This window comes from Yersinia sp. 2541 StPb PI, from assembly GCF_052217145.1.
GTDB classification, from domain to species: Bacteria; Pseudomonadota; Gammaproteobacteria; order Enterobacterales; family Enterobacteriaceae; genus Yersinia; species Yersinia enterocolitica_E.
Window position 1 is genome coordinate 422,780 of the sequence record NZ_JAZGQB010000001.1, and the last position, 24,058, is coordinate 446,837.

Here is a 24,058-nt window from a genome sequence, read left to right on the forward strand (position 1 = left end):
GGATGTGTTCGTTTGCTGCCTGGCTGTCACACCAATTACTGTGGGTAATAATATCTTTGTACTTGGCGCGACAGCGTTGTTAGCCGCTCTCACCCACCCGAATCACTGACGTGAGTCAGCTCATCGGGATGTGTTCGTTTGCTGCCTGGCTGTCACACCAATTACTGTGGGTAATAATATCTTTGTACTTGGCGCGACAGCGTTGTTAGCCGCTCTCACCCACCCGAATCACTGACGTGAGTCAGCTCATCGGGATGTGTTCGTTTGCTGCCTAGCTGCCACGCCCATTACTGTGGGTAATAATACCTTTGTACTTGGCGCGACAGCATTGTTAGCCGCTCTCACCCACCCGAATTTACTTATCGGATTTCATTAGATTGCCGCTTGACTACAACACCAATAACTTCAGATAGATAAGTCGAAATAAAGTCTCAAAAGAAAAAAGACCGGTGATTAACCGGCCTTGATATAAAAGACTAACAGCATGGAGGGCGAAATATCAGGTTTCTTGTAACCCGAGTTTCTTCTCCAGATAGTGGATATTGGTGCCACCGTGCTGGAAGTTTTCGTCGTTCATGATGCGCAGCTGTAACTCAACGTTGGTTTTGATACCGTCGATAATGAGTTCCGCCAGCGCATTTTTCATGCGAGCAATCGCCACGTCACGGTTTTCACCGTAAGTGATCAGCTTGCCGATCATGGAGTCATAATATGGTGGCACAGTATAACCGGCGTAAATATGAGACTCCCAACGCACACCAAAACCGCCCGGCGCATGGAAACGGGTAATTTTACCCGGACTTGGCAGGAAGGTATTCGGGTCTTCGGCGTTGATACGGCATTCCACGGCGTGGCCGTGTACCTTCACTTCATCTTGTTTGATGGAGAGAGGTTGGCCCGCAGCGATACGCAGTTGTTCTTTGATCAAATCCACACCGGTGATCATTTCGGTAACCGGATGTTCAACCTGAATACGGGTGTTCATTTCAATGAAATAGAACTCGCCGTTTTCATACAGGAACTCGAAAGTCCCCGCACCACGATAGCCGATCTCTACACAGGCTTTCGCGCAGCGCTCACCGATATAACGGCGCAATTCGCTGGTGATGCCCGGTGCTGGTGCCTCTTCAACCACTTTCTGGTGGCGGCGCTGCATAGAACAGTCACGCTCAGCCAGATAGATAGCATTACCCTGACCGTCAGCCAAAATCTGAACTTCGATATGGCGTGGGTTCTCAAGGTATTTTTCCATATAAACCATGTCGTTATTGAAAGCCGCTTTGGCTTCCGCACGGGTCATGTTGATGGACTGCTCGAGATCTTTATCATGACGAACCACACGCATGCCACGACCACCACCACCACCTGATGCCTTGATAATGACCGGGTAACCGATACGTTTGGCAAAGGCTTTATTCTTGGTAGTGTCGTCAGTCAATGGGCCGTCAGAGCCAGGTACGCAAGGTACACCAGCTTTCTTCATCGCGCTTATTGCTGAAACTTTATCACCCATCAGGCGAATAGTTTCGGCACGTGGGCCGATAAAGATGAAACCTGAACGTTCTACCTGTTCGGCAAAATCAGCATTTTCAGACAGGAAGCCATAGCCGGGGTGAATAGCCACCGCGCCGGTGATCTCAGCCGCAGAAATGATTGCCGGGATGTTCAGATAGCTTTTAACAGAAGGCGCGGGACCAATACAAACAGTCTCGTCAGCCAATAACACATGTTTAAGATCACGATCCGCAGTAGAGTGAACTGCCACAGTTTTGATCCCCAGCTCTTTACAAGCTCGCAGGATACGCAGCGCAATCTCACCACGGTTAGCGATTACGATTTTATCAAGCATGGAACGCCTCGTTACTCGATGACGACAAGAGGCTCGTCGAATTCAACCGGCTGACCGTTTTCAACCAGAATGGCTTTTACAGTACCGGATTTATCTGCTTCGATTTGGTTCATCATTTTCATCGCTTCAACGATGCAAAGAGTGTCACCAGCAGAAACTTTCTGACCTACTTCAATGAAGGCTTTAGCATCCGGGCTCGGGGTGCGGTAGAAAGTACCGACCATTGGGGAGCGCACGATATGGCCACTGATTGCTGCTGGTGCAGCCGCTTCAGCAGGTGCTGGTGCAACGGCGGCAGCCAGTGCGGGCTGTTGCTGTGGTGCAGCAAAAGCATATGGCTGTTGCATCATTGGGTAGTTTGGTGCGGCGGGAGCACGACTGATACGTACTGACTCTTCGCCTTCTGAGATTTCCAGCTCTGAAATGCCGGACTCTTCAACCAGTTCGATCAGTTTCTTAATCTTACGAATATCCATGAGTGTGATTCCGTACTCTTTGTGTGTTGCATTAGTTGGATTTTGACAAGCGATTTACCGCTGCCTGTAAAGCAAAGTTGTAGCCATCTGCGCCAAGTCCACAGATTACGCCAACTGCAATATCAGAGAGATATGAATGATGACGGAAAGGCTCCCGGGCATGCACGTTAGATAAATGGATCTCGATAAACGGGATCTGTACACCTAACAATGCATCACGCAGTGCCACGCTGGTATGCGTAAACGCTGCTGGGTTGATCAGGATAAAATCGGTATTACCCCGTGCCTGATGAATTCTATCGATCAGCGCGTGTTCTGCATTTGACTGCAAATGAGACAGCGCCACATCCAATCCCTGAGCTTGAGCCTCTAACTGACTGACAATCTCAGCCAATGTAGTGTAACCGTACTTTTCCGGTTCACGCGTTCCAAGCAGATTCAGGTTAGGGCCATTCAGAAGCAAAATGTGCAACTTATCCGACATTGTGCTGGTATCTCCGGCAATTAGTCCATCATCGTAAAAAATAACCTGATGTCACCGATTTGTCACCTTTTTACGACGAATTTGACACTGCGATCGGTACTAAGGTCGGGCATTATAATGATATCGTAGCAATTAGCAGCTAAATACTGGTCTTATCAGCGAAGATATTCAATAGAAAAGAGTGCGAACTGTGCGTTCAGCATTATTTATGACGGGGAGAATCATGATAAGTTCCGGCCACTAACGGCACCATTGCCGAAATTTTTTATAGCGTAGTGCCAGCAATATAACCGCCGCCACGGCGTAGATAATCGGCAGTGGCGAAAGCGTTTTCACCGACCAAAGATAATGAATTGGCGCAAGGATGGCGACAACATACACCAAATTATGCAGTTTTTGCCAGTTGGGTCCCATTTTTCGTTGCGCCCATAAGGTGGAGGTGACTGCCAGTGACAGTAACAATAACCAACTGATAATTCCCAATGTCAGATAGGGGCGGGTGACCAGCTCGCGCCCCAGCAGGCCAATATTACTCAGGCCCAGTTCCAGCAAGGAGTAGCTGACTAAATGCAGGGTTCCCCAGGCAAAACACCATAAGCCTAATAACCGGCGGCAGCGGATCAACAGGGGCTGTTTACCATAACGCGCCAGCGGCGTGACCACTAAAGTAGCTAGCAATAGTTTCAGTGTCATGCGGCCGGTAAAATGCTGAATATCTTTGGCGGGGTCGGCACTGAGCCAACCCTGATTAACCGATAAAATAAGCCACAGCAAAGGCAGCGCTGCTGCCAGCCAGATAGCCACTTTTAACCCTTTAATCTGCCGTAGACTCAGGCGCATCAGAAATTCTCCCGCAGATCCAAGCCACGGTAGAGGGATGCAACTTGGTCCGCATAACCGTTGAACAGCAGAGTAGGTTGGCGCTGCACATCAAGGATACCGCCGGCGCCGATAAAACGCTCAGTAGCTTGCGACCAACGCGGATGATCGACATGGGGATTCACATTGGCATAAAAACCATATTCGTTAGGCGCACTGAGGTTCCAAGTGGTGGGCGGCTGATCATGGGTCAGGCGAATATGAACGATAGATTTTATCCCTTTAAAACCATATTTCCACGGTGTGATAAGCCGCAGCGGGGCACCATTTTGCGGTGGCAGGGCTTTGCCATACACCCCCAGAGTCATAAAGGCGAGTGGATGCATAGCTTCATCCAGTCGTAAGCCTTCGACATACGGATATTTTAGCCCGCCACCAATAAAACGGTCTTCCTGTCCCGGCATCTGATCCGGTGCATACAGCGTTTGAAATGCGACATAGCGGGCATTACTGGTCGGTTCAACCAGCTTGAGCAGTTTCCCTAACTCAAAACCAATCCATGGCACCACCATGGACCAGGCCTCGACGCAGCGCATACGATAAATGCGTTCTTCCAGCGGGAAGCGTTTTATCAGGTCATCGATATCCAGTGTCATTGGTTTAGCCACATCACCGTCGATACGTATCTGCCAACCCTCAGTTTTTAGCGTGCCAGCATTGGCGGCGGGATCAGCTTTATCCAGACCAAATTCGTAGAAGTTATTGTAACCAGTCACTTTCTCTTCCGGCGTCATCGCCAGATCCGGGTGGTACACCGTTGATTTGGTAAACTCCAGTGGCTTACCTGAGGGCGCTTTAGGGCGATCATTGCCTTTAAACCATGCCAACAAGTCGGCCTGTGCCGCGGTGGGCAAGGCCAGTGACGCCGCCGTGATCCCCAACGCCTGCAACACCTTGCGGCGCTGATAGAAAATACTTTCCGGCGTGACGTCAGCTTCGGTCAGCTTGCGTGGTTTGGTACTGCTACCACGGAGACTATTTTTTGAATGAGAGAACAAGTTGTGCATAGACCTACTCCATCGGACAGGGGAGTCATACTGACCATTATGGTATTAATCATGGCGGCTTATGGACACAAGTGCGAGGCTGCTGGGAAAAATATGAAATTTCTGAGAGCGGAGTGATAGGGCCGGGTGGTAGCAATATCCACCCGGTGACTTTTGTAAAATCAATAATTAGCGAACTTTAACCAACGTCCGGCCAGTGACTTCATTCGCCAGCAGGCGTGCGGCGATAGTTGGCGCATCTGCCAGCGTGATGGACTGTGATGCCTGCTGATAGAAGCTGTCAGGTAAGATTTTCAGCAGCCGCTGCCAGGCTTGCTGGCGGCGCGGTTGAGGTGTCATCACCGAATCCACGCCCTGCAAGCGCACGTTGCGCAGAATAAATGGCATCACGGTGGTGGGCAGAGTATAGCCACCCGCCAAGCCACAGGCGGCAACGGTGCTGTTGTAATTCATCTGTGCCAGCACTTTGGCCAGCAATTTGTCGCCGACAGTATCGATTGCACCAGCCCACAACTGTTTTTCCAGTGGGCGCGACGCATCAAGATAATCATTGCGGGAGAGCACCCGATGCGCACCGAGACTTTTCAGGTAGTCACTGTTGCTGTCACGACCCGAGATCGCCGCAATCTGGTAACCGAGCGCCGACAGTAAGGCAATTGCAGTGCTACCTACGCCACCACTGGCCCCAGTGACCACCACTTCGCCACTTTCAGGGGTGACACCACCGTCTTCCAAAGCCATGACGCACAACATGGCGGTGAACCCTGCGGTACCGATAATCATGGCTTTTCGGGGTTCCAATCCTTCAGGCATGGGGACCAGCCAGTCGCCATTAACACGCGCTTGCTCGGCTAAACCGCCCCAATGATTTTCGCCCACCCCCCAGCCGGTCAGTAACACTGACTGACCGATATGAAAACGTGGGTCTTCACTGCTGTGAACAGTGCCAGCAAAATCAATGCCTGGAACCATAGGGAATTCGCGGATAATCTTCCCTTTACCGGTGATGGCTAGCGCGTCTTTATAATTCAGGCTGGACCAATTGACATCAACCGTGACATTACCGGCTGGCAATTGCGAGGGCGATATTTCACGCACTTCGGCGACAGTACGGCCTTCAATTTGCTCAAGTACAAGTGCTCGCATGTATCACTCTCCCGATATATTTTTCTGCAACGCCAATAACGTTGGGTATAAATAGTGTGGATAATTCAAAAAAGGGATGGGTTAAGAGTGAGCTAATATAGCGGTAACAGCAACCTTCGAGTCTGATCAAGAACAAAAATCAATTCATTGACTTTTATCATGGCTATCCTTTGAAGAGGGATTAATCGAACATCAGGGAAAGGGGCGAAAATATTGTGTTATTGTCGCATTATGAAGTAAAAAGTCAGTTTTATAGCCTATTTTTGTCATATAGTGTGCTCCTCAAGGGAAATGAGGACTTTTCTTCACTTAATTGCGCTTCGCAAGGCTAAGGGATGCGATTTACAACCAAACTTTCTGCGTTTATGACGCTACTGGTCGTCTCGGCTATGTGCTTAGTGCTACTGGGTAGCACGGTAAGTTTCTTCTATTTGTGCCAGAAAAAAATGGAGCATCGTCTCCAAAGTATCGTGACAGCTTATGATCAGTCGCTTCTGCTGCAACCGGCGGATAAAGCGCGAGAGTGGCTGCCTATTATGATGCGAACAGTTGGTGTGGTGGAGCTTAGCATTCAGGATCAAGCCAACACGCTATATCATCTCAAGCTCCCTGCAATTTATACACCCTGGAATAGCGAAAGCAGGCACCGCAACCTAGTGGTACCGATGCTGCATCAACCCGGGGCTTCGATGCATTTCACCTATATTGACCCTTTGAGCAGCTACGCCCGCTCTCTGTACGCTGCGGCTGTTTTATCGCTGGTGGTTGTGGTGATTGCCATGATGCTACTGCTAAGTTTTCGTTGGTTGCGTGATCAGACCGCAGGCCAGGAAAAACTGGAGCGCCGAGCGAGGCGTATTCTTAACGGCGAACGTGAATATGCTATCAGTAGCGACGGACATGAATGGCCGCCTTGCGCCAGTCGTGCCATTGATCGGCTATTGGCCGAATTGATAGAGGTGAGGGAGGAGCGTAACCGTGTTGATACACTGATTCGCGCTTTTGCCGCCCGAGATGCCAAAACCGGTCTCAGTAATCGCCAGTTTTTTGATAATCAACTGACTACCCAATTGGAGGAAGAGGGCGCCCATGGGGTAGTAATCATGGTGCAGTTGCCTGATTTTGATAGTTTAAATGATACGGATGACCATCAGCAGGTACAAGAACTGATGCATTCGTTGATTAACTTGCTTTCTTCTTTTGTTGCTCGTCATCCCTCTGCACTATTAGCGCGTTACCATCAGAGTGATATCGCGATTTTGCTGCCCCATAAGACGCTGAAAGATGCCGATGTTATGGCTGCCCAATTGGTTCATGCGGTCGGGGCGTTACCTGAACCCCATGTTATTGACCGCGAATCATTGCTGCATATGGGGATTGTGGCGTATCGCAGTGGTGAGTCCGTTGAACAGATTATGGATAATGCTGGACAAGCGACTAAAAATGCGGCGATGTATGGGGGGAATGGCTGGTATGTATTCGATACTCAAGTGTCAGAAAAAGGGCGTGGTAGTGTCAAATGGCGCACTTTACTGGAGCAGACGCTGGCTAACGGCGGGCCAAGGCTTTATCAGAAGCCGGTGATTACTGTTGACGGTAAAATTCATCACCGTGAAATAATCAGCCGTATATATGATGGTGAGCAAGAGTTGTTGGCTGCTGAATTTACACCATTAGTGCAGTTGCTCGGTCTGGCTGAGCGTTATGACCGTCAAAAAATTGATCGGATAATTCCTTTATTAGCTTTATGGCCGGACGAAACTCTGGCATTTTCTATCTGCGTTGATTCATTATTGCAGCGTTCTTTCCAGCGTTGGCTGCGTGATACGCTCTTACAATGCAGAAAGTCTGATAGAAAGCGAATTATCTTTGAACTTGCAGAGGCAGATGTGTGTCAACATATCGACCAAATCCGTCCGATGATGCGTTTATTGCTTGGCGTGGGCTGCAAGGTGATGGTGTCGCAGGCCGGATTAACGGTTGTTAGCACCTCTTACATCAAATCACTGCGGGTTGAAATGATTAAACTTCATCCTGGGTTAGTAAGAAGCATTAATTTACGTTATGAAAATCAGTTGTTTGTGGAAAGTCTGACCGGTGCCTGTGCGGGGACGGATACAAAAGTTTTTGCCGCAGGAGTGCTTACCCGTGAAGAATGGCAAACGCTGAAGGATAAGGGGATTTATGGTGGACAGGGCAATTTTTTTGCTCCGCCAACACTTTTGAACCCCGGAAAGAAAAAATATTCGTATTAGGGCTATGTTTAGCCTGATCGTTGAGCAAAAATTAACGTAGAATGTGCCAGTCATTTCCGTAAATCGTTGGTGGGCGCTTACTTCCGACGAGAATCAGGTTAAATGTTAGATTTTATGTGCTGTGTTACGCCGGTCGTTACGCAGAATCTGTGTTGTGCCGAGGGTTTATTCAACCTTTTCAAGCGATATGGGTTCGTGATGGAACGAGATGTCAACAACGCAGCTACTTTTTCACCGAATCAGGACGTTTTTGCGCCTTGTCGCTGCTTCGTGTGGTTGGTAAAGTAGGCGGATTTTATTTTCCGCCCCCAGCTTGCAGGATTATCCTTTCGTTATGTTTAAGAAATTTCGTGGCATGTTTTCCAACGACTTGTCCATCGACTTGGGTACCGCCAATACCCTTATTTATGTTAAAGGACAAGGCATTGTACTGAATGAACCTTCAGTGGTTGCTATTCGCCAGGATCGTGCCGGTTCACCGAAGAGCGTTGCGGCTGTGGGCCATGATGCCAAACAGATGCTTGGGCGTACCCCCGGCAATATCGCAGCTATTCGCCCAATGAAAGACGGCGTTATTGCCGATTTCTTTGTTACCGAGAAAATGCTGCAACACTTTATCAAGCAGGTTCACAGCAACAGCTTTATGCGCCCAAGTCCGCGTGTATTGGTGTGCGTACCGGTCGGGGCAACTCAGGTTGAGCGCCGTGCGATCCGTGAATCCGCTCAGGGCGCTGGCGCTCGTGAAGTGTTTTTGATTGAAGAGCCTATGGCTGCGGCCATTGGTGCCGGGCTGCCGGTTTCTGAAGCAACCGGTTCGATGGTTGTGGATATTGGTGGCGGTACCACAGAAGTGGCCGTTATCTCTCTGAACGGCGTAGTTTACTCTTCTTCTGTCCGTATCGGTGGCGACCGCTTTGATGAAGCGATCATTAATTATGTGCGCCGTAACTACGGTTCATTGATTGGTGAAGCGACTGCCGAACGTATCAAGCACAGCATCGGTTCTGCTTACCCGGGTGATGAAGTTCTGGAAATTGAAGTGCGCGGTCGTAACCTTGCTGAAGGTGTACCTCGTGGCTTTACATTGAACTCCAATGAGATCCTTGAAGCGCTGCAAGAGCCGCTGACGGGTATCGTTAGCGCGGTAATGGTTGCGCTGGAACAGTGTCCGCCAGAATTGGCCTCTGACATCTCTGAACGCGGTATGGTGCTGACCGGTGGTGGTGCATTGCTGCGTAACCTGGACCGCCTGCTGATGGAAGAGACCGGTATTCCGGTAGTGGTGGCAGAAGATCCATTGACCTGCGTCGCTCGCGGCGGTGGCAAAGCGTTGGAAATGATCGACATGCATGGCGGCGATTTGTTCAGCGAAGAATAATAGTCAGCCAAAAAGGAGGAGAACTAGATCAGATGAATCGATATCCAGCTTACTCAACGTAAGAAGGATAAATTCGTCCGATTTAGCGCCTCCTTTTGTCGTCGAGGAATACGCATAATTTATGAAGCCGATTTTTAGCCGGGGTCCATCCCTGCAATTGCGACTGTTCTTTGCCGTTCTTGCAGCCATTGTTTTGGTTATCGCTGATAGCCGATTGGGCACGTTTGTCAAAATACGTACCTATATGGACACTGCCGTTAGCCCTTTCTATTTTCTGGCCAATGGGCCACGCAAAGTTCTCGACAACGTTTCTGAAACTCTGGCTACCCGTGAACAGCTAGAGTTGGAAAACCGTGCATTACGCCAAGAGTTGTTGCTTAAAAATACTGATCTTCAGTTGCTCGGGCAATTTAAGCAGGAAAATAACCGCTTACGTGAATTGCTGGGTTCTCCTTTGCGTCAGGATGAACAAAAAATGGTCACGCAGGTGATGTCCAGCGGGACAGATCCTTACAGTGATCAGGTGGTTATCGATAAAGGTTCTAACAACGGGGTATACGAAGGCCAGCCGGTTATCAGTGACCGTGGTGTCGTCGGCCAGGTTGTCGCGGTGAGTAAACTAACCAGCCGTGTATTATTAATTTGTGATGCCTCCCATGCGCTACCGATTCAGGTGCTGCGTAATGATATTCGTGTGATTGCCGCAGGGAGTGGCTGTACCGATGATTTATTACTAGAGCACTTACCCAGTAATACAGATATTCGCGTTGGTGATGTATTAGTGACATCCGGGTTAGGTGGACGTTTCCCTGAAGGTTATCCGGTCGCGGTGGTCTCTTCTGTCAAAGTTGATAATCAGCGGGCTTATACTGTGATTCAGGCTCGACCAACCGCTGATTTACAGCGCCTACGCTACTTGTTGTTATTGTGGGGGGCCGACCGTAATGGCGAGATGCCATTGCCGCCAACTGAAGTTCGCCGCGTAGCCAATGAACGACTGGCTCCGATGATGTCACAAGTGCTGCCTGCCGCAGATGCTATGGGGCCACCGGCACCATCGGCCGCTACAACCGCCACACCAACAGCAGTGACTGCGCCGGGAGTATCGCCATGAACCGTTACAGCAGCAATGGCCGTTGGGTTATCTGGTTATCCTTCCTGATTGCCATGGTGCTGCAAATTATGCCGTGGCCGGAACAGATTTATATGTTCCGACCGTCATGGCTGGCATTGGTATTAATTTATTGGGTGATGGCATTACCCCACCGTGTGAATGTTGGCACCGGCTTTGTTCTCGGGCTGATTATGGATCTTATTTTGGGTTCAACACTTGGGGTTCGAGCGCTGGCACTCAGTATTATTGCTTATCTGGTCGCTTTTAAGTTTCAACTATTCCGCAATATGGCACTGTGGCAGCAGGCACTCATCGTGATGCTGCTTTCACTCACCATGGATGTCGTGGTGTTCTGGTCTGAGTTTTTAGTGATTAATGTCTCATTCCGCCCAGAAGTATTCTGGAGTAGTGTAATTAACGGTATTTTGTGGCCTTGGCTATTCTTGTTAATGCGTAAAATTCGCCGCCAATTTGCGGTGCAATAAGGACTTAAGACCCATGACTGCCCTGTATCTTGCCTCTGGCTCTCCGCGTCGCCGTGAATTACTGGCCCTGCTTGATGTCCCTTTTGAGGTACTGAAAACCGAGGTCGAAGAGCAACGCCATCCAGAGGAGAGTGCGCAAGAGTATGTCCGGCGCTTAGCGTTGGAGAAAGCTCAGGCTGGGGTGAAGGTCGCACCACAGGATCTGCCGGTATTAGGGGCCGATACCATCGTGGTGTTAAATGGGCAAGTTTTAGAAAAACCACGGGATAAAACCGATGCGCAGCGAATATTGAATGCGCTGTCCGGTCAGCAACATCAGGTGATTACTGCGGTGTCTCTGGCTGATCGGCAAGATGTATTATCTGCCATGGTGGTGACAGATGTGACATTTCGTGTGTTATCCCAGTTGGAAATCAGTGACTATATTGCTACCGGTGAACCCATGGACAAAGCGGGCGCTTACGGTATTCAGGGGAAAGGTGGTTGTTTCGTCAGAACCATTACCGGCAGTTACCATGCCGTAGTGGGGCTGCCGTTGGTAGAAACCCATGAATTACTAAGTAATTTCATTGCGCTACGTAATGTGAGAGGAATACATGACAGCTGAATTACTGGTCAATATCACACCGTCTGAAACGCGAGTTGCCTACATTGATGGTGGCATCTTGCAAGAAATACACATTGAGCGAGAAGCGAAAAGAGGGATCGTCGGTAATATCTACAAAGGTCGTGTCAGCCGGGTTTTACCGGGCATGCAAGCGGCGTTTGTCGATATTGGTCTGGATAAGGCCGCCTTCCTCCATGCCTCCGATATCATGCCCCACACCGAATGCGTGGCCGGGGATGAACAGAAAAATTTCAATGTGCGCGATATCGCTGAACTGGTGCGCCAGGGACAGGATTTAATGGTGCAGGTGGTGAAAGACCCCCTCGGCACCAAAGGCGCACGTTTGACCACGGATATCACTCTACCCTCTCGTTATCTGGTACTCATGCCAGGAGCGGCCCATGTTGGGGTGTCGCAGCGAATTGAAAGTGAAGTCGAACGCGAACGTCTGAAAAAAACCGTGGCGGCTTACTGCGATGAACAGGGCGGTTTTATTATCCGTACTGCCGCTGAAGGAATTGGCGAAGAAGAGCTATCAGCCGATGCTGCCTTCCTCAAGCGCCTGTGGACTAAAGTCCAGGAGCGGAAGAAACGCAATATCACCAAATATAAGTTGTATGGCGAGATGGCACTGGCGCAACGCGTACTACGTGATTTTGCCGGTGCGGCACTGGATAAAATCCGAATCGACTCCAAGCTGACTTATGACCTGCTGGTGGAATTTACCAGCGAATACATTCCTGAAATGACTGCAAAGCTGGATTTGTACTCGGGCAAACAGCCAATTTTCGATCTTTACGATGTTGAAAATGAAATCCAGCGCTCATTGGAACGTAAAGTTGAGCTAAAATCAGGTGGTTACCTGATTATTGATCAAACTGAAGCCATGACCACGGTGGATATCAACACCGGTGCTTTTGTGGGGCATCGTAATCTCGACGAGACTATTTTCAATACCAATATTGAAGCCACTCAGGCCATTGCCCGCCAGCTACGCATGCGTAATTTGGGGGGGATTATCATTATTGATTTCATTGATATGAGTAATGAAGAGCATCGTCGTCGTGTATTGCATTCATTAGAACAGGCATTGAGTAAAGATCGGGTAAAAACCAGTATTAATGGTTTCTCTCAGCTAGGCTTAGTCGAAATGACCCGCAAACGCACGCGGGAGAGCATCGAGCATGTTTTATGCAACGAATGTCCAACCTGCCGTGGCCGTGGCACCGTTAAATCGGTAGAAACCGTGTGCTATGAGATATTGCGTGAAATTGTCCGAGTGCACCACGCTTACGATTCTGATCGCTTCCTGGTCTATGCGTCTCCAGCGGTAGGAGAAGCACTGAAAGGTGAGGAGTCGCATGCTCTGGCTGAAGTGGAGATCTTCGTCGGCAAGCAGGTCAAAGTGCAGATTGAACCACTGTATAACCAAGAACAGTTTGATGTGGTGATGATGTAAGATTTCCCGCTGCCACACTTGCAGCGGATAGCAAGGAGAGATGTGTGAGGCGACTGCCCAGGATAATATTTGCGACAGGCGCCACAATGATTGTTGTGGTGGCACTGTTGGTCAGTGGGCTACGCATGATGCTGCCTCTCATCAACGACTATCGTCTGCAAATCGTGGCCAAGGTTCAGTCCATCAGCGGTATTCCACTGGAAGTGGGGTTCATGCAGGGATCGTGGGAACCGTTCGGCCCAACGTTGGAATTGCGCGATATTCGCGCTAAATTGCCGAAAGCCGATTGGCAGGTGCAGCGGGTGACCCTTGCGCTTGATGTGTGGCAGTCACTGTTGCACTGGCGCTGGCAGTTCCGCGATATGACCTTCTATCAGTTACAGTTAGATTTGAACACCACACTGGATATGCAGCAAAACAGCAGCCGCAATCTTGAAGCGAGTAATCTGACTGATATCTTCCTGCGTCAATTAGATCACTTTGATCTGCGTAACAGTCGTGTCTCATTCCTCACCCCATCTGGCCCGCGCGCTGAATTAGAGATTCCACAACTCACTTGGCTTAACTCCCGGAACCGGCATCGCGCCGAGGGGCAGATCAGCCTGTCGACCATTAATGGTCAGCACGGTGTGGTGCAGGTGCGGATGGATCTACACGATAATCAGGGCATCCTAAATAATGGCATGGTCTATATGCAGGCCGACAAGATCGACCTGAAACCGTGGATCAGCCGCTGGCTGCACACCAATACCGGGCTGGACAATGCGGAATTTAGTCTGGCGGCCTGGCTGAGTATCAAGAGTGGCACTATTTACAGTGGCAATGTGTTACTCAGTGAGGGGCAGGCCAATTGGACTGTCGCGGGCAAATCACATCAGTTGGCGGTAGATGATTTTGTGTTGGAAGGCCGCCGTCAGGGTAGTGGCTGGCAGGTTGATGCGCCGGAGCTAAGACTGAAAACCGATGGTCAGGCATGGCCTAAAGGGCATTTATCTGCCCTGTGGTTACCGGAAAACACGCAGTTTATTGGCCCAGACCAATCCCTGGAGTTACGCATTCGCGCCGCCAATATTCAATTGGAGCGGGTGGGGCCACTGTTACCGACCTTGTCACTTTTTACCCCTGAGCTGATGAATCGTTGGGCGGATTTGCGGCCACAAGGGAATATTGATGCACTGGCATTGGACATTCCTATCAGCCAACCAGAAAAAACCCGTTTTCAGGCTAAATGGCACAATATCAGTTGGCAACAATGGGATTTGTTGCCGGGGGTTAATAATTTTGCCGGTGCGCTGAGTGGTTCCGCAGCGCGTGGGCGGTTGGATATCAATCTCAAAGACAGCCTATTACCTTATGGTGATATGTTCCGCGCGCCGCTGGAAGTTAGTCAGGCCAGTGGTGCAGTCAACTGGCAGATTGATGATAAAGGCTGGGAACTGTGGAGTGACCAGCTCGATGTCCGAGCTAAATCGCTGTGGGGCAACGGCAGCTTCCACTATCAGCAACCCGATATTGGGCAGCCATGGCTGAAAATCCTGGCCGGCATCCGCCTGTATGATGCGGCCGATGCATGGCGCTATTTCCCTGAACCGCTGATGGGTAAGAAGTTGGCAGATTATCTGACCGAGGCGTTACAGGGTGGGCAGGTAGACAACGCAACACTTATTTATAACGGCAATCCTCATGATTTTCCTTATAAACATAAAGAGGGCCAGTTCCAGGTTTATGTGCCACTGCGTAACGCCACCTTCCAATTCCAACCAGATTGGCCTGCGTTAGAGAATTTGGCAATCGACCTCAATTTCCTCAACGAAGGTTTATGGATGGATGCCCCTCACGCGATGTTGGGTAAGGTCACTGGCAGTAATATCAGCGCGATTATCCCTGACTATCTGAAAGAAAAGCTGTATGTCGACGCCGAAGTGGTTGGCGAAGGGCGTGATATTCATGACTACTTTACGGAGACACCACTGCATGATTCTGTGGCGGAAACTCTGGAAGAGCTGCAAGTCGGCGGTAAAGTTAGTGGGCGCTTACATTTGGATATTCCGTTGGAAGAAGACCGTATTACCCACGCCAGCGGCGAAGTGACGCTCAATAACAACAGCTTGTTGGTGAAGCCATTGCAAAGCCAACTGGAAAACATCAGTGGCAAGTTCCGCTTCAACGATGGCAATCTTGATAGCGATACCTTATCCGCTAACTGGTTTGGGCAGCCATTGACGGTTGATTTCACTACGCAAGAGCAGCCAAAAAACTTTTTGGTGAATGTTGGGTTGCGTGGTGACTGGTTACCGGCCAAGTTGCCCGGCGTTCCCGCTGATGTCGCGAAATTGCTCAGTGGTAGCGCCAATTGGCAAGGCAAAGTCGCCGTACAATTACCGAAAAATGGCAAGCCAGACTATAAAATTGATCTGACGGCTGACCTGAAGAAAGTAAGCAGTCACTTACCTGCTCCACTAGATAAAACAAGTGGTCAGGCATTACCCATGCATGTACAGGTGGTGGGGGGGCTGGAGGCGTTTACCCTCTCCGGCAGTGCTGGCAGCAACAATACATTCAACAGCCAATGGTTGTTGCAAAAAGAACAAGTAGAGCTGGCGCGGGCTATCTGGCAATCCGACAGCAAAAAAGTCCCGCCACTGCCGGAGGATAAAGGTTTGGTCCTTAAACTACCGGCACTGGATGGTGAGAGTTGGTTGGCGTTGCTGGCACCGGAGTTTACCAGTGTCAGCACACCTTTTAGCGCATCAGTACCAGCAAAAATAAAAGGCAATAAATCCAATGTGATACTTCCTACCCGGCTGACTTTACAGACGCCACAGCTTTTGGTTGGTGGGCAGGCTTGGCACCAACTGACACTGCTGGTTGAGCCATTATTAACCGGTACTCACGTCACGGCAAAAGGTCAGGAAGTGGATGGTAGCCTGCTGATGGCCGAACATGGGCCATGGCATGCTGATATCGATTATCTTTATTACAACCCGCAATGGACCACGCACGAAGCACAAGATCCCCTGGCGCAAGCTGCGTTGCAGGAGCCACAAACTGCCAGTAAAATTTCGTTCCGTGATTGGCCTGCGCTGCAATTACGCTGCAAATCTTGTTGGATTCTGGGGCAAAATGTTGGGCGTATTAACGCAGATCTGACGCCGAAAGGCTCGGTGCTGACGTTAACTAACGGCTTGATTGAGGCTGGCAATGGGCGGGCTAAAGTTTCCGGCCAATGGCAGCAAGACAGCAATGGCGATAAAACCGCGCTTAATATCGCGCTGAGCGGGCCGAAGATCGATGAAACCATTTCATTCTTCGGCCTGACAACACCGATAAAAGATGCCTCTTTTGATATCAATGCCGATGTTAACTGGCGTGGAGTCCCGTGGCAGCCACAGATTAATACCCTGAATGGGACATTAAAGAGTAGATTGGGCAGAGGCCAACTGAGCGATCTCGGTGGTGGGCGCGCCGGTCAGTTACTGCGTTTGGTCAGCTTTGACGCACTATTACGTAAGCTCCAGCTTGATTTTAGTGATACGTTTAGTCGTGACTTTGCGTTTGATTCTATTCGGGGCACGGCCAATATTAAAAATGGTGTAATGCACACCAATGATTTAGTGGTGGATGGATTGGCGGCCGATATTGCCATGAGTGGTAATGTGGACTTGGTTAAACGCCAGATAGCCATGGAAGCGGTTATTACACCAGAGATTTCTGCCACTGTCGGCGTCGCAACAGCCTTTGCGATCAACCCAGTGGTTGGGGCTGCGGTATTTGCTGCCTCGAAGATATTAGGGCCATTATGGAGCAAGGTTTCGCTGATTCGTTACCAGATTACCGGTAGCTTGGATCAACCAACCATCCATGAAGTATTACGCCAGCTAAAGGAGAGTAAGGCGCCATGAAAAATGCCAATGTTGCATTATTGCAGTTATGCAGCGGTGAAAATACCCGTGACAATCTGGCTCAAATTGAGCAGCAGATCAAACAGTTAAACTCTGGTATTAAACTGGTTATGACGCCGGAAAATGCACTGTTATTTGCCAATGCTGCCTCTTATCGACACCATGCCGAGCAACATAATGACGGGCCGCTGCAACAGCAAATTCGCGAGATGGCACGCCATTACGGAGTGTGGATTCAAGTGGGCTCCATGCCGATGATAAGCCGCGAGTCACCGGAGCTTATCACTACCAGTAGCTTGCTGTTTGATGACCAGGGCGAACTTAAAGCTCGTTACGACAAAATTCACATGTTTGATGTGGATATTAACGATATTCATGGCCGCTATCGTGAATCTGATACTTATCAGCCGGGTGAACAACTGACGGTGGTTGATACACCGGTAGGCCGCTTGGGCATGACGGTTTGTTATGATTTACGTTTTCCAGGCTTATTCCAAGCTTTGCGGGCGCAGGGGGCTGAGATTATTTCGGTGCCGGCGGCCTTTACCAAAATGACCGGTGAAGCTCACTGGGAGATTTTATTGCGCGCACGGGCGATTGAAAACCAGTGCGTGATACTGGCCGCAGCACAGGTAGGGCGTCATGGCGCCACCCGCCGCACCTGGGGCCACACTATGGCGGTTGATGCCTGGGGTAAAATATTAGGGCAGAACCCAGATGCGGTTGCTGCCTTAAAAGTAAAAATTGAAACCACAGGTTTGAACATTATCCGTAATCAGATGCCGGTATTGCAGCACAATCGCTTCCTGCCGTCTCCGTTGCCGTCATCGCATAAACCATCATCTAATTAAAGAGTGAAAACTATGAGCCTCTCGTTTGTCAGTGAGCAGTTACTCGCTGCTAACAAGCTGAACCATCAGGACTTGTTCTCAGTGTTGGGGCAGTTGTCTGAACGCCGCCTCGATTATGCTGACCTGTATTTCCAGTCCAGCTACCACGAGGCCTGGGTGTTGGAAGACAGCATCATCAAAGATGGCTCGTACAATATTGATCAGGGTGTGGGGGTGCGCGCGGTCAGCGGTGAAAAAACTGGTTTTGCTTATGCCGACCAAATCACCCTGAATGCTTTACAACAAAGTGCTCATGCCGCACGCAGTATTGTGCGTGATAACGGTAACGGTAAAGTGCATACCTTGGGTGAGATTCACTATCAGGCGCTTTATCCCTTGCTAGACCCGCTACAAAGCTTGTCGCGCGAAGATAAAATTGCGCTGCTCCATCGGGTCGATAAAGTGGCCCGTGCTGCTGATAAGCGGGTGCAGGAAGTCAGTGCCAGTTTGACCGGTGTCTATGAGCAAATCCTGGTCGCGGCCACCGACGGCACGCTGGCGGCAGATGTGCGCCCATTAGTGCGGCTGTCGGTCAGCGTATTGGTGGAAGACAACGGCAAACGCGAACGCGGTGCCAGTGGTGGTGGTGGTCGTTTTGGTTATGACTACTTCCTCGAAACTGTGGATGGCGAAGTGCGAGCTGATAACTTTGCCAATGAAGCGGTCAGAATGGCACTGGTAAATCTGTCGGCTGTTGCCGCCCCTGCTGGCGCTATGCCAGTAGTCTTAGGTGCAGGTTGGCCGGGTGTATTGTTGCACGAAGCGGTCGGTCATGGTTTGGAAGGTGATTTCAACCGCCGTGGTAGCTCAGTCTTCAGCGGCCAAATGGGTAAATTGGTCGCGTCAGAACTGTGTACCGTGGTGGACGATGGCACTATGCAAGGCCGCCGTGGCTCGCTGGCTATCGACGATGAAGGGGTGCCGGGCCAATACAACGTGCTGATTGAGAACGGTATTTTGAAAGGTTACATGCAGGATAAGTTGAACGCGCGCCTGATGGGCGTTGCACCGACCGGTAATGGCCGCCGTGAATCCTACGCGCACTTGCCAATGCCACGGATGACCAATACCTATATGCTGGCCGGTAAATCGACACCGGAAGAGATTATCGCCAGTGTGGAATATGGCCTGTACGCGCCTAACTTTGGCGGCGGTCAGGTGGATATTACATCCGGCAAGTTTGTGTTCTCAACCTCCGAAGCTTACTTAATCGAAAAAGGTAAAATCACCCGTGCGGTGAAAGGGGCCACTTTGATTGGTTCTGGCATCGAAGCCATGCAGCAGATTTCGATGGTCGGCAACGATCTGGCGCTGGATAAAGGTGTCGGCGTTTGCGGCAAAGAGGGGCAAAGCCTGCCAGTTGGCGTCGGCCAACCTACTTTGAAGTTAGACAATCTGACGGTGGGTGGCACGGCGTAGGGGTTGGTAGTTGGATGCTCAGTTTAGTTCTCAACTGGGCATCCAATAGCTATAGTATATTCAGCGATATCCCTGATATACCTCAGCCACTCGTTTAAAGTACTCGGTCAAATAGTCGATACAGACCTGAACTTTAAGTGGCATTTTATCTTTCTCGGTATAGAGCGCATATACTGGGCGCGGATCTGAATGGTATTTTTTAAACAGTATTTCCACCTCGCCGCGTTTAATTTCCTCTATTACCCACATTAACGGTGCGTAAGCGATACCCGCACCCGCGTTAAGCCAACGGATCATGGTTTGTGAGTCATTGGTGACAAAGCGGCCCTGTGGCGATATTTGCGTGGTAATACCTTCTGGCGCGATTAGCTCAAAGTTACTGTCTGGTCGCACGCTATATTCCAGCCAGGAGAAATTGGTCATATCACTGGGTTTTTCTGGTGTACCATGTTGTGCTAAATAACTTTTGGCGGCGCAGACCACCATCGGCATGGAACCAAGGCGGCGTGAAAATAGCCCCGAATCCTGTAATGCACCAACGCGGACCACCACATCTAAACCATCAGCAATTAAATCCGGTGCCGGAATGCCGGTGACCAGATTAACGGATAGGCCGGGATACTCTTTCAACATCTCTGCTGTCATCGTTGCCAGTACATTTTGTGCCATCGTCGATGAGCAGCCGATGCGTAAGGTTCCGGTTGGGGTGTTGTTAAAGGCATAGAGTTGTTCATGGACTTCCTGTACTTCCTGCAACATGCGCCGACAACCCTGATAGTAAATTCGGCCTGCCTCAGTTAAACCAATGCGGCGAGTACTGCGGTTAAGCAGCTTAACATTCAGCTCGGTTTCCAGTTTTGACACTGTTTGGCTAATCGACGACACACTCATTTCTAACTGCCGTGCGGCGCCAGTAAAAGACCCACACTCAACCACCTTGGCAAATACTGACATCCGTTTTAGTCTTTCCATGGTTCACCCTGAGTTGATTGCTAACGCTTGATTGTTAACTGTAGCTTAAAAGTGATTTAGATCACACATCGTAGATAAGGTGATAATAAGCAGGCTAATATACTGCTGTCGGGAGAATCGTTTTAGGTTTGCAAGCCACGCTGTCGAAGTGTTATCTCGCCTCGCTAAGGTTACAGTCATGTTGCTTAGTTAAGTTTAACCTACAAGTTAGTCTTATGGCTGGTTCACCGGCACCCTATAATAGAAAGGATCTACAGAATGACGTTGCTTCCGGTGATGGTGATATTTGGCCTCTCTTTTCCGCCAATATTTTTTGAGTTGCTCCTTTCGCTGGCGCTGTTCTTTGTTTTGCGCCGTGTGCTACAACCTACTGGTATTTATGAGTTTGTCTGGCATCCAGCACTCTTTAATACCGCGCTGTATTGTTGTCTTTTCTATTTAATATCCCGTCTTTTTTCCTGAGGTCGCCGTGAGTACTTTTTCATTAAAAATAATCCGTATCGGCATCACCTTATTGGTGGTTTTACTGGCGGTTATCGCTATTTTCAAAGTTTGGGCTTTTTATACCGAATCACCCTGGACCCGTGATGCCAAATTCACTGCCGATGTGGTGGCTATCGCACCGGATGTCAGTGGCTTGATCACCGATGTGCCGGTAAAAGACAATCAACTGGTGCAGAAAGGGCAGATTTTGTTTGTTATTGACCAACCGCGCTACCAGCAGGCGTTGGCTGAAGCCGAGGCCGATGTGGCCTATTACCAAACACTGGCGGCGGAGAAACAACGTGAATCCGGCCGGCGGCAACGTTTGGGGATTCAGGCGATGTCACAAGAAGAAATTGACCAGTCCAACAACGGATTACAAACCGCCAGGCATCAGTTGGCAAAAGCTATCGCGGTACGAGATTTAGCCAAACTTGATCTGGAACGCACCACCGTGCGCGCGCCTGCACAAGGCTGGGTGACGAATCTGAATGTTCATGCCGGGGAGTTTATTAACCGTGGCGCTACCGCTGTTGCACTGGTGAAAAAAGATACTTTCTATATTTTGGCCTATTTGGAAGAGACCAAGCTGGAGGGGGTTAAAGGCGGGTATCGGGCGGAAATCACCCCACTGGGCAGCAACCGTATTTTGCACGGTACTGTCGACAGTGTCTCCGCCGGTGTCACCAACAGCAGCAGCAGTGTCGATAGCAAAGGGTTGGCGACGATTGACAATAATCTGGAATGGGTGCGGTTGGCGCAACGAGTACCGGTGAAGATCCGTTTGGACAGTGAAGATCAACAGCATCCCTATCCCGCAGGGACGACGGCTACCGTGGTGATAACCGGGGCGACTGATCGCAATCCTAATCAGGCTTCACCGATTGTTAAGTTGATGCATCGCCTGCGTGAGTTTGGTTAAGATGAACAGCCCGACATTTATTCGCCTGCGCTTTGCGTTCAAACTCAGTTTTGCCATTGTGGCCGCGCTGTTTCTGGGCTTTCATCTGCAATTGGAAACACCACGTTGGTCGGTGCTGACGGCGGCCATTGTTGCTGCTGGCCCGGCATTTGCTGCGGGCGGTGAGCCATTCTCTGGTGCGATTCGTCACCGAGGCTGGTTACGTATTATCGGGACATTCATCGGCTGTATCGGTGGTTTGGTTATCATCGTTCTGACTATCAGAGCACCAGTATTAACCCTGATGCTTTGCTGTTTGTGGGCTGGCGTTTGTACTTGGATCTCCTCACTGGTTCGGGTTGAGAACTCTTACGCATTCGGGCTGGCGGGTTACACTGCGCTGATTATCATTGTCACCACCGGTGAAACGCCATTACTGACACCGCAGTTTGCTGTCGAGCGCTGTAGCGAGATTGTGCTGGGGATCGTCTGCGCGGTGATGGCGGATCTGCTGTTTTCACCACGATCGATCAAGCAGGATATTGATCGTCTGGTCGATAAGGTGCTGGTAGATCAATATAAATTATTGCAGTTATGTATTCGTCCGGCAGAAAAAAACGATATCGATCGGGCCTGGAATGATCTGGTTAAAAATACCACGGCACTGAATGGGATGCGTAGTTATCTGATGATGGAATCTTCCCGCTGGCAGCGTTGTAACCGCCGCTTACGGGTGTTGCACACGGCGTCATTAGCCCTGATCACTCAAGCCTGCGAAACCTATCTGGTATTGATCAATCATCCCGACTTACTCAGTGCCGAGCTGAACGTGATGCTGAGTGAACCGGCAGAGACGCCGGCTGAAATTCATCAGCAGATGAAGAAATTGCGTCAATATATTGGCGGCAGTCACAGTGCGGCGATCCCTGCGACCATCAGCAGTTGGGTGGGGGCGGCGACACGTTATTTATTGCTATCAAAAGGGATTCATACCAACAGCAGTATCAGCCGGGTGGAAGAAGGTATTCTGGACGGCGATGAGCCAATCAAACATGTTTCAGCCGAAGGTCATCATGCGATGATCAATGGCTTGCGTACCGGTATTGCTACGGCGATCGGCGGCCTATTCTGGCTGTGGACTGGCTGGACATCTGGGGCGGGCTGTATGGTCATGATTGCGGTGGTGACCTCACTGGCAATGCGCACCCCCAATCCACGGATGGTGGCGATCGACTTCCTGCTAGGGGTGATTATGGCGCTGCCTATTGGGGCGCTCTATTTCATGTTTATTATCCCTGCGACCCAGCAAAGTATGCTGTTGCTGTGCATCAGTCTGGGATTACTGGCATTTATTATTGGTATCGAAGTGCAAAAGCGCCGTCTTGGCTCGCTGGGAACATTGGCCAGTACTATCAATATCATGGTGTTGAGCAACCCGATGGAGTTTAATGTCAGTATGTTCCTCGACAGTGCGTTGGGGCAGATTGTCGGCTGTTTCGTTTCTCTGATTGTGCTGTTGTTGATCCGCGATAATGCCAAGGACCGAACCGGCAGAACCTTGCTAAACCGCTTTGTTTACAGTGCGGTATCGGCATTGACCACCAATAAAGTCCGCCGCAGCGAAAACCATCTACCGGCGTTGTATCAACAACTGAATCAATTATTGATGATGTTCCCCGGTGATATTGATAAGTATCGACTGGCATTGACGCTGATCATCGCCCATCAGCGGCTCAATAACACCGAGATCCCAGTTAATGCTGAATTGAGTGCTTTTCACAAACAGATCCGCTATACCGCCGATCGGGTTATTAATGCCAAAAATGACCAGAAGCGGCGCTATTACTTCGCCCGTTTACTACAGGAATTAGATCAATATCAGCAAAAATTAGTCGATTATCAATCGCCTGATTCTGTTATCCGCCCGGTAAAGCGGTTGGCGGATATGTTGCATCGTTATCAGAGTGCGCTTATCTAGCGATACTCTTCGTCCTTGAAACCACAGGGTTGTTAGCGGCGCTCACTTACCCGAATCACTGACCTGAGTCAGCTCATCGGGATGCATTCACTGGCAGCCTACCTGTGATTCCAATGACTTTGAGTATCCCCTTTAGAGTGAAACCACAGGGTTGTTAGCGGCGCTCACTTACCCGAATCACTGACCTGAGTCAGCTCATCGGGATGCATTCACTGGCAGCCTACCTGTGATTCCAATGACTTTGAGTATCCCCTTTAGAGTGAAACCACAGGGTTGTTAGCGGCGCTCACTTACCCGAATCACTGACCTGAGTCAGCTCATCGGGATGTGTTCACTGGCAGCCTACCTGTGATTCCAATGACTTTGAGTATCCC

General features: G+C 50.0%; 19 protein-coding genes. 12 read left to right on the plus strand and 7 right to left on the minus strand.

Annotation, left to right across the window (positions count from 1 at the left end; genetic code table 11):
* Positions 1-499 precede the first annotated feature (499 nt).
* From accC to acuI, 6 genes are all read right to left on the minus strand, one after another.
* Entirely contained in the window at positions 500-1,849 is a 1,350-nt protein-coding gene (gene accC / locus V1953_RS01810) for an acetyl-CoA carboxylase biotin carboxylase subunit (RefSeq protein WP_083162186.1), read from the minus strand.
* An 11-nt stretch (positions 1,850-1,860) separates the two neighbouring features.
* Positions 1,861-2,325 carry an acetyl-CoA carboxylase biotin carboxyl carrier protein gene (gene accB / locus V1953_RS01815; protein WP_004701474.1) on the minus strand — a complete coding sequence of 155 codons (465 nt, stop codon included), beginning with the start codon at positions 2,323-2,325 and terminating at the stop codon, positions 1,861-1,863.
* Between the two features lie 31 nt (positions 2,326-2,356).
* Complete coding sequence (aroQ, locus tag V1953_RS01820; RefSeq protein ID WP_083162188.1) at positions 2,357-2,809, minus strand: type II 3-dehydroquinate dehydratase; 453 nt, start codon at positions 2,807-2,809, stop codon at positions 2,357-2,359.
* A gap of 240 nt (positions 2,810-3,049) precedes the next feature.
* Positions 3,050-3,649 (minus strand): protein-methionine-sulfoxide reductase heme-binding subunit MsrQ, encoded by a 600-nt coding sequence (gene msrQ / locus V1953_RS01825; RefSeq protein WP_083162190.1) that lies wholly within the window; start codon positions 3,647-3,649, stop codon positions 3,050-3,052.
* Positions 3,649-4,695, minus strand: coding sequence for a protein-methionine-sulfoxide reductase catalytic subunit MsrP (gene msrP, locus V1953_RS01830; RefSeq protein ID WP_083162192.1), 1,047 nt, complete (start codon positions 4,693-4,695; stop codon positions 3,649-3,651). Before msrP ends, msrQ begins: the two co-directional genes overlap by 1 nt.
* Before the next feature lie 168 nt (positions 4,696-4,863).
* Positions 4,864-5,841 carry an acrylyl-CoA reductase (NADPH) gene (acuI, locus tag V1953_RS01835; protein ID WP_372569711.1) on the minus strand — a complete coding sequence of 326 codons (978 nt, stop codon included), beginning with the start codon at positions 5,839-5,841 and terminating at the stop codon, positions 4,864-4,866.
* A gap of 335 nt (positions 5,842-6,176) precedes the next feature.
* Here acuI and csrD point away from each other — a divergent pair, with 335 nt between their 5' ends.
* From csrD to tldD, 9 genes are all read left to right on the plus strand, one after another.
* On the plus strand, positions 6,177-8,096 hold the full coding sequence (csrD, locus tag V1953_RS01840; protein ID WP_102970523.1) for an RNase E specificity factor CsrD: 1,920 nt from the start codon (positions 6,177-6,179) through the stop codon (positions 8,094-8,096).
* Between the two features lie 334 nt (positions 8,097-8,430).
* Positions 8,431-9,474, plus strand: a complete 1,044-nt coding sequence (gene mreB, locus V1953_RS01845; RefSeq protein ID WP_002228205.1) for a rod shape-determining protein MreB — start codon at positions 8,431-8,433, stop codon at positions 9,472-9,474.
* A gap of 121 nt (positions 9,475-9,595) precedes the next feature.
* On the plus strand, positions 9,596-10,588 hold the full coding sequence (gene mreC, locus V1953_RS01850) for a rod shape-determining protein MreC (protein WP_083162196.1): 993 nt from the start codon (positions 9,596-9,598) through the stop codon (positions 10,586-10,588).
* Positions 10,585-11,073, plus strand: coding sequence for a rod shape-determining protein MreD (gene mreD, locus V1953_RS01855; RefSeq protein ID WP_032906981.1), 489 nt, complete (start codon positions 10,585-10,587; stop codon positions 11,071-11,073). The genes mreC and mreD overlap by 4 nt, the downstream gene beginning before the upstream one ends.
* A gap of 13 nt (positions 11,074-11,086) precedes the next feature.
* Positions 11,087-11,680 carry a Maf family protein gene (locus V1953_RS01860; protein ID WP_083162198.1) on the plus strand — a complete coding sequence of 198 codons (594 nt, stop codon included), beginning with the start codon at positions 11,087-11,089 and terminating at the stop codon, positions 11,678-11,680.
* A complete protein-coding gene (gene rng, locus V1953_RS01865; protein ID WP_102970524.1) occupies positions 11,670-13,139 on the plus strand; it encodes a ribonuclease G in 1,470 nt (489 codons plus the stop codon). Before V1953_RS01860 ends, rng begins: the two co-directional genes overlap by 11 nt.
* Positions 13,140-13,183: 44 nt before the next feature.
* Complete coding sequence (yhdP, locus tag V1953_RS01870) at positions 13,184-17,041, plus strand: AsmA2 domain-containing protein YhdP (RefSeq protein ID WP_442850588.1); 3,858 nt, start codon at positions 13,184-13,186, stop codon at positions 17,039-17,041.
* Positions 17,038-17,892, plus strand: coding sequence for a deaminated glutathione amidase (gene nit1, locus V1953_RS01875; RefSeq protein ID WP_083162202.1), 855 nt, complete (start codon positions 17,038-17,040; stop codon positions 17,890-17,892). Before yhdP ends, nit1 begins: the two co-directional genes overlap by 4 nt.
* A gap of 12 nt (positions 17,893-17,904) precedes the next feature.
* Positions 17,905-19,350, plus strand: a complete 1,446-nt coding sequence (gene tldD / locus V1953_RS01880) for a metalloprotease TldD (RefSeq protein ID WP_083162204.1) — start codon at positions 17,905-17,907, stop codon at positions 19,348-19,350.
* Positions 19,351-19,410: 60 nt separating this feature from the next.
* Here the strand turns inward: tldD and aaeR are convergent, their stop codons facing one another.
* Positions 19,411-20,322 carry an HTH-type transcriptional activator AaeR gene (gene aaeR, locus V1953_RS01885; protein ID WP_050087664.1) on the minus strand — a complete coding sequence of 304 codons (912 nt, stop codon included), beginning with the start codon at positions 20,320-20,322 and terminating at the stop codon, positions 19,411-19,413.
* Between the two features lie 258 nt (positions 20,323-20,580).
* On the opposite strand from aaeR, the gene aaeX reads away from it, so the two are divergent.
* From aaeX to aaeB, 3 genes are read left to right on the plus strand one after another with little or no spacing between them, the layout of a single operon-like run.
* On the plus strand, positions 20,581-20,784 hold the full coding sequence (gene aaeX / locus V1953_RS01890) for a p-hydroxybenzoic acid efflux pump operon protein AaeX (RefSeq protein ID WP_083162208.1): 204 nt from the start codon (positions 20,581-20,583) through the stop codon (positions 20,782-20,784).
* Positions 20,785-20,791: 7 nt separating this feature from the next.
* Positions 20,792-21,727 (plus strand): p-hydroxybenzoic acid efflux pump subunit AaeA, encoded by a 936-nt coding sequence (gene aaeA / locus V1953_RS01895; RefSeq protein ID WP_442850589.1) that lies wholly within the window; start codon positions 20,792-20,794, stop codon positions 21,725-21,727.
* Position 21,728: 1 nt separating this feature from the next.
* A complete protein-coding gene (aaeB, locus tag V1953_RS01900; RefSeq protein WP_442850590.1) occupies positions 21,729-23,684 on the plus strand; it encodes a p-hydroxybenzoic acid efflux pump subunit AaeB in 1,956 nt (651 codons plus the stop codon).
* Positions 23,685-24,058: the final 374 nt, after the last annotated feature.